Genomic DNA, 7,363 nt, shown 5'->3' on the forward strand with positions numbered 1-7,363 from the left:
ATGCTTTCATACCTCTATCAATTGCATTTTTAACCCCTTCTAAATAAGAAAATCCATATTTTTTATCTGGTTCTAAGTAAGTTCCTTCCGCCCACTCGTTCCATGCGTTAATAAATAAAAACTCGCTGTTATAAAAAGAGTAAGTCCGATGAATTTGCTTGCTTAAATATATGGTGAACTTTTCAGGGGTAGAACCTACAAAGATGCTGCTATTTGCGTTTTTACGTCGTGCAGTATTATCCCAATCAACAAAAGCACCGGGAAAAGTTTTTTTCTTTGGGAGCGATCGTTGTAATATATACATCCATACTTTATCGTAGTCCCAAACATTTAATTGCATATCAAAATCATATATTACCTTATTTATGTCTGAAGAGCTATCATGGGCAATTGTATAGAAAGGTTCAAACTGAATGCTAGCATCGAATCCATTTATATTAGGTAGTGGAAAACTGTTTAATGTTTCAGCAAAGTATATACCTTTTAAACCATTTTCTCGCGCTAATGCATTCCAGTAATTAAGCATTTTTTCACAATCAGGAATATGTCCTGGACGATAAATAATGAATAGGGGTTTATCATCTATATAAATATATCTCTCATCTTGGAAAGCTTGTAATAAATAATCAAAGTGTTCCTTCCAATCAGATATATCTCCGTAGTCTTGAGGCATTAATATATGTTTATCGAGACCATCCCAAGATTTTGTCCATGGTTCATTTGCCCAAGAAAGACAAAAAGGGAAGTCAGGTTCTTTCATCTTTAGTACCTCATTAAAGGGGGTTTCTAATAGTCTTTTTCCCTTAAACCAGTAATGATAATAACAAAAACCATATATACCGTATGCTTTAGCGATTTTTGCTTGCCACTTTCTTACGGAGGGGGTAGTTAAGTCGTAATAAAAATCTTGATAAGGTTCCCTAGGTTGATAATGTCCTGAAAATAAAGGTCGTGCACTTTTAGTATTTGTCCATTCAGTAAATCCTTCCCCCCACCATCGATCATTTTCTTTTATTTGATGGAATTGTGGTAAGTAAAAAGCGATTATTTTCAAGTTATATCCCCCTTATATTATTCGTAGTTCAAGTAGTGGGAAGTTACTATTGATTTATTAAATCACTGAATTATATAGTATTTAGAAATTTTTTACATATTTTTTACTAATAAAAACATGTAAAAATTCAGCATCTAGCCCTAGTGATCTATCCTTTTGTAAATAAACAATTGTATACATATTTGCGTGTGTATAAATATATTCAATCATATCCTGCCCCCAATCGAACGTTACTAAAGATCCATTCTCATCAATAGGGTTTCCATGATAAATGGGCTCTTCAATATATTCAATCACCTCTTTATTCATTTTTGCTCTTTGCACAGTTTTTGTGAGTGTATGATACCAAGGGACAGTAAATACATGAGCACCGCCAGGTTTTAATACTCGTTCTATTTCTTTAAAGGCTTTGTTTGGTGTCATTACATGCTCAAAAACGTCTTGAGTAATGAATAAATCAAAAGATTCATTTTCAAAAGTCATGTCTTCTAAGTTTTCACATCTAATACCTTGAAAGTATTGGCCAAGAGGATAATTTCTAAAGTATTGAGAATAAGTATAGTTTTTACAGTTTTTTAATAGTAGCTGAGTCGTAATTCCTCCAGGAGAGGATTCGTGAATATTATAGGAATCCCATTTTGGAAAAAATGTATGTAAAGCATGGATTAAAGCTCGCTGCCTTGGTATAGAGTTACATGTAGAACATAAATAATGATCTCTAAGCCAATCATTATGCTCTATAAATGTAGCTTTCTTTTCGCAAATAACGCAGTACCCATTATTGTGTTTCAAATTGATTTCCACACAATATCCCTCCTATGTTAATAAATGCAATTTATGTATGGAAAGTATGATACACGTCAACAATCAGCGAAATCAAAGGAAATGGGTGAAAGTTAGGTATCTCTTAAAATTACGATTAGGGAAAGAGAATAATTAACTCCCACTCGAATTAAAGTTTCACTTTATGCTATGCGATGTATCAGCTTTTATTCGTGGAAAAATGTATAGACTTAAAATATCCCTTTCGTGTATGGGTACATTTCAAAATCCTGTGCGTATATTTCTGTAACTAAGTCCATAGTTTCTTTATCATAAAAGCTTTCGTATGTTGGAAATCGGGGAAAGCCTGGATCTGTAATGCTAAGTTCTGCATAGCTTCCTGCATAAATCATCTTGTGAGCGCGATGATGATCTGAATTTGTAAGAAGTGCTAAATTAGATTTCGTTAAATCGTACATGTGTTCTATCTTAGTGATTTGTGTATTAAAATCTTCTAAAGGAATATAGCATTGAATGAAGTTTTCTTCACCAGGGACGTATTGTTGACTAAAATGTATATCTAATGCTAGGGAATTGGAACCGAATGCCTGAACGTAATATAAAAATTGTTTAAATGATATTCCTTTATTACTATATTTATCATTATAAAAATAATGACGGATGCTCTCCCATTGTGGGCTAGCATATGGATTGTCAGCAAGTAATAAAAATGAGCTGACAGCCCTTGTATAAGGATTTCGTACAAGTTTACAAACATTTTTTTTAGCCTCTAGAAGACTATTTTGTAATTGTTGAATGTAATTTGTACTGTTTTTATACACCCAGAACTCATAGTAATGAATAAAGTCATTGTATTTCTTTGCTTCAGTAAATAATCCAATTTGAAAAAAGAACCAATTAGCTAATGAGGTGCATCCGCTTCTATGACTCCAAAATAGTATAAGGGGAAAGTCTTTATGGTAATGGGGAATTCGATCTTTATGTAGGATTACATGATTTAAAAGTTCTTGATTTATATTTTTCATGAGTTTCGCACTCCTTTTTTGAGAACCTTGTGTATTTAGAAGTTTTTTTATGGGTTAAACAAGTGAGGATTGTTTATTAAATATATTCATGGGGATGAGTAAATATTATGAGTGTTTTTGCAGTCAACCTTAATAAGGAAGCTATTCTAAAATGAAAATAGAAAATAAAGATAATGAAAATTTATAACAAACATACAATGATAAGAGGATGAATAATCAAAATGATCCAGTTTATTTGTGTATATTTTTAAGTTTGACGATAGGAAAAATTTATTACTAGAGAGATGATATTATGAGGAAGAATAATTATTTAATAGTAGGTGGAAATAGTTTCATTGGTATCAACCTCGCATTGGGTTTATTGAAACAGGGGCAAAATGTAAAAGTATTTTCCAGACATATAAATAATTTTCCTCAAAATATTATAAGTGAAGTTGAATTTATTAAAGGTGATTTAGAAAATGTTGAGGATATATATAAGGCTTTAGTGAATATAGATATTATTATTTATTTAGCTGCGACGTCTAACGTAGCAACTTCAATTGAAGACGTTTTTGGCGATATTAATAGCAGTCTATTTTTTCTTAATTTCATGGAAAGTGTTAAAGAATTTCGTATTAAAAAAATTATATTAGCTTCTTCGGGAGGCACAGTTTATGGTGAACCTGAATATTTGCCTATTGATGAGAAACATCCATTAAGACCACTTTCCCCGTATGGAATAACAAAAGTTTCGCTGGAGAATTATTTGTATTTTTATAAGAAAAAATATGGAATAGATTATGTTGTATGTAGATATTCTAATCCGTATGGAAAATACCAAAACCCTTTAAAAAAAGTTGGGGCGATAAATTGTTTTTTGTACCAGCATCTCAGTAATGAAAGGATTCATATATATGGGAATCCAGAGGAGATTATTAGAGATTATATTTATATCGATGATTTAGTTGAAATTACTATACAACTAGCACAATTAAATCAATTGAAATCTTGCGTATACAACATAGGGAGTGGCAAAGGTCTTTCTTTAAAACGAATTATAGTGGAATTAGAGAAAATAACAGAAAGAAAAGTGGATTTTATCTGTTACAAACAAAAACAAGAGAACGTTCAAAGAATCATTTTAAATATTGATAAGGTAAAACAAGAATTGAATTGGGAACCTAAAATAGATTTTAAACATGGGATTAGATTAAATAAGCTATGGATTGAAGAGTTCTTATGTAGTAAAAAATAATAACCCACGCTCTACTTGTATATAAGCAGAGCGTGGGTTATTATTTTATTTCTTTTTCTATAACCCAAAGGTCTTGATGTTCCCACCAAAATCCTTCGGTATACTTTTTAATAATTGGGTTATGGGGTAATAATTTAATTTTGTCACACACGTAAGAGGGGCTAACTATCGTTTGTCCGTATTGATTCACATCTAAATCAAATTGTTCACTAGAAGAGAGAAACCAATAGCCCTTTTCATTTAAATTTGGAAACCCAAAGTATTTTTTGCTTTGATAGCCATGGGTTGTGAAAATGAATAAACCACCAGGTGAAACAGCGTTATACAATGTTTGCAGCCAACGAAACCAAGTTGTATCAGGCATATGAGAGAAAAAGGATAGACAAAAAACGATATCGTATGTAGAGGAGTCCAATTTTAACTGTTCAGGCTCAGGATGAGATAATATAGAAGAATTATTTAATTTGTTTTCAATAAAGGAAATGGCCTCTTCGTGTATATCGCAAGCGGTTATACTCAAACTCGTTTGTAGATTTAATAAATGACGTGTTACGCAGCCGTATCCGGATGCAAATTCTAACAATTGAATTGGATTGCCTGTAGGAGGATAAAGGGAAGTAATTAAGTTTAAGAGTATTTGTGCTGAGTTTTTCCCATCTTTAAAGTAGTAATCTATCGCTTCTTTTTTTGATGGGAAGACAGGATTAGTGACAATGAACTGAAAGATATGATCCTCAGGATGGATACTTGCATTTACATTATAGCTGTGTGCGATTTGAGAAATTAAATCTTTATGTTCCTCTATAAAGTCTTTCAAAGAGTATTCCTCCCTTGAGTAATAGTAGTAACTTACAAGAGATATTGATGGCATAGAAAGCACATGTTTAAATTTTTAAGTATGCTTTAAGATACTTTCTATATGTATACATTTTCATTTTAGAAATGTCGTCGATAGTAAATCTTTCTTTAATGAAATTTTGCATTTGCACAACTTCATTGTAATGGGAGTATGAATCTTCTGTTCTCGTTACGCTATTTAAATGTCGTCTATGATAGTTTAAGGGGGCTGGATTGAAGTAAATATCTCCCTCTGTAAGAAGAGAAACATAGAAGAACCAGTCACCAGCTATTTTGAACTTCTCTAACTGTTTTTCTGTTTTCTTCATATCTATATTTTTAAAAACTATACTTGAAACATTAGGTATAGTATTTTTGATAAGTAACGTATCTTTTATTTCTTCGACTCCTTTGCGAAAATAGGGGGCTTTCCATTTTTCTTTATCGATATCATTTGTGTAATTTAAATAATGATTAGCCAATACATTTCCTTGTTCATCTATTTGTTTTGATTGTGTGTAACTTAAGGTAATATTGTTATTTAAATAAAACCCCTGTATCACCTCTTGTAAAAATGTCTTATCGCATAAGTCATCGGCCTCTGCGATCCAAATATAATCACCAGTTGCTGCAGAGACTCCTTTTATCCATTGTTTAAATACAGAACCAGAGTTTTTATCATTAATAATCTGTTGGACCTTCAGGTGGGTCTTATTTTCTTTTGAAAGCAGCTTTTTAAAAGTTGATACGCTATGATCAGTGGAGGCATCGTCTAAGAAAATTAGTTCGTAAAGAGGGTAGGTTTGGTTTAATATTGATTCGATTCGATCAGGTAAGTATTTTTCATAATTATAGTTCGGTATGATTACACTTATCTTTTTGTAATTATGTTCGAGAAGATTTAGTAATTGATAAATGTAATTAAGAAAATTGAAGTTTTTTTCGATAAGTTCTTGGCCAAAGCTTCCCTTTTGTAATCGTAATCCCTCATCATTAATAAATTCATATATTTTTTCTAGCATTTTGGGTAAATTTAAAAAGTCTACTAAGGCACCAGTTTTTTCTGTAACAACATCTTCAAAACCTCCAGCATTTTTAAACCCTATAACAGGAAGTTTTGCATCTAATGCTTCTAAAACAACATTTGGAAAAGGATCTTCCCTTGAAGTTAATAAGTATAAGTCAGCCCCAGCGTTATATAATCCGATATCGGGAGTAGGATCGACTAATGTGAAATGTGCTTTATATTTAGGGGGCAGTGTATTCAGGAATTGAACGTCTGTTCTCCCTACCCAAATGAAATGAATATCCTTGTGAGTCTTTCTTACTGAGTAAGAGATAAGTGAGAATAAATCTATCCCTTTCCGATAATCTGCGAAGCCTACACCCAAGATGATTTTGCTATCTAGAGGCAGGTTAAGCTTCTTACGTAACTCATTTCTGGCTTTTGCAATATTGTTCTTATAAGGATTGTGGTTAAACAAACCTTGAGGGAGAATGTGACATTTTTGAGGATCCAATTCAGTGATTGTACGAAATTTTTCATATACGTATTGTGAAGGGAAGACAACTTTGTAAGCAAATTCAGCGATGTTTTTAGCTTTCCCTTCAGCAGAGTACTGTTGTATTAAATGCGGTAATTCATGTATTAATGAAACAACTTTTATATTGTGTCTAGCTAGTAATGCGACGATATCGCCACTTATGACAGTGCTACATATGGCGAGGGTAAAATTCTGTGATAATAAATCCTTTATTAATAATTCAACCTTTTCTTCTGTTTGATAACCTTGCTCGAGACAATAAACAGGACCGTACTTTTGAAAATCGGGAATTAAAATACCGGATCCAATAGAAATAATTGCAACAGAGTAATCAAAGTTTTCTTTAAGAGCCTTAATAGTATGTAAAGAGAGTAGCTGTGCTCCGTGGAAATGGGCATCATGGGATACATAAATTATCTTTTTATTAACATGCATTTCATAACGCCTCCTAAGGGTATTAGATTTCTTTCCCTTTTTTAAAGGTAAAGAAGAGAAGTGTTTTATTTATAATCCCCCTAGAGATGAGTAGGAGGGAGAACGTACTAAAAGAAAAAATACTATCCTTAATATATATTTACTTGGTCTCACATTCATTCTTTAGAAAAGTATTAGTATTAAGTTAGAGAGTGTAGGCTGCAGATTGTTAATTTGAATACATAAGTTTAAGAAGTTCTAAGGATGTGTTAGAAATTAAGAGGGGGCAAAGCTTTTATGATTTATAAAATAAAAAAGATAAAAGGTATTGACGATTGATCTACAGGGGTGTAATATAGAACAAGTCGCCGATGACAATAACGTCGCAAGCGACAAATGAAATGAAAAACTTAGTTGACATCAAATAACGAAAGTGTTAACATAAGGAAGTCGCAAATGAGCGGCTAAG

Annotated in this window: 6 protein-coding genes; 1 reads left to right on the forward strand and 5 read right to left on the reverse strand. The window is 32.1% G+C overall.

Annotated features, from left to right (window positions below; translation table 11 throughout):
- The 3 genes from ACQGS6_RS19815 to ACQGS6_RS19825 form a co-directional block, all read right to left on the reverse strand.
- On the reverse strand, positions 1–1,054 hold a 1,054-nt coding region (locus tag ACQGS6_RS19815; protein WP_426965464.1), incomplete at its 3' end, for a glycosyltransferase WbsX family protein.
- 81 nt (positions 1,055–1,135) lie between these two features.
- A complete protein-coding gene (locus ACQGS6_RS19820; RefSeq protein ID WP_000405116.1) occupies positions 1,136–1,858 on the reverse strand; it encodes a class I SAM-dependent methyltransferase in 723 nt (240 codons plus the stop codon).
- 209 nt (positions 1,859–2,067) lie between these two features.
- Positions 2,068–2,862: a sulfotransferase family 2 domain-containing protein gene (locus ACQGS6_RS19825; protein WP_426965465.1), complete on the reverse strand. Its 795-nt coding sequence runs from the start codon at positions 2,860–2,862 to the stop codon at positions 2,068–2,070.
- A 292-nt stretch (positions 2,863–3,154) separates the two neighbouring features.
- On the opposite strand from ACQGS6_RS19825, the gene ACQGS6_RS19830 reads away from it, so the two are divergent.
- Positions 3,155–4,099: an NAD-dependent epimerase/dehydratase family protein gene (locus tag ACQGS6_RS19830; protein ID WP_001230829.1), complete on the forward strand. Its 945-nt coding sequence runs from the start codon at positions 3,155–3,157 to the stop codon at positions 4,097–4,099.
- Positions 4,100–4,139: 40 nt separating this feature from the next.
- Here the strand turns inward: ACQGS6_RS19830 and ACQGS6_RS19835 are convergent, their stop codons facing one another.
- Complete coding sequence (locus ACQGS6_RS19835; RefSeq protein ID WP_000651234.1) at positions 4,140–4,916, reverse strand: class I SAM-dependent methyltransferase; 777 nt, start codon at positions 4,914–4,916, stop codon at positions 4,140–4,142.
- 67 nt (positions 4,917–4,983) lie between these two features.
- On the reverse strand, positions 4,984–6,915 hold the full coding sequence (locus ACQGS6_RS19840) for a glycosyltransferase (protein WP_426965466.1): 1,932 nt from the start codon (positions 6,913–6,915) through the stop codon (positions 4,984–4,986).
- Positions 6,916–7,363 lie beyond the last annotated feature (448 nt).

Origin of the sequence: Bacillus sp. GMs2/2, from assembly GCF_050172095.1 — a bacterium.
Taxonomy (GTDB): Bacteria; Bacillota; Bacilli; order Bacillales; family Bacillaceae_G; genus Bacillus_A; species Bacillus_A cereus.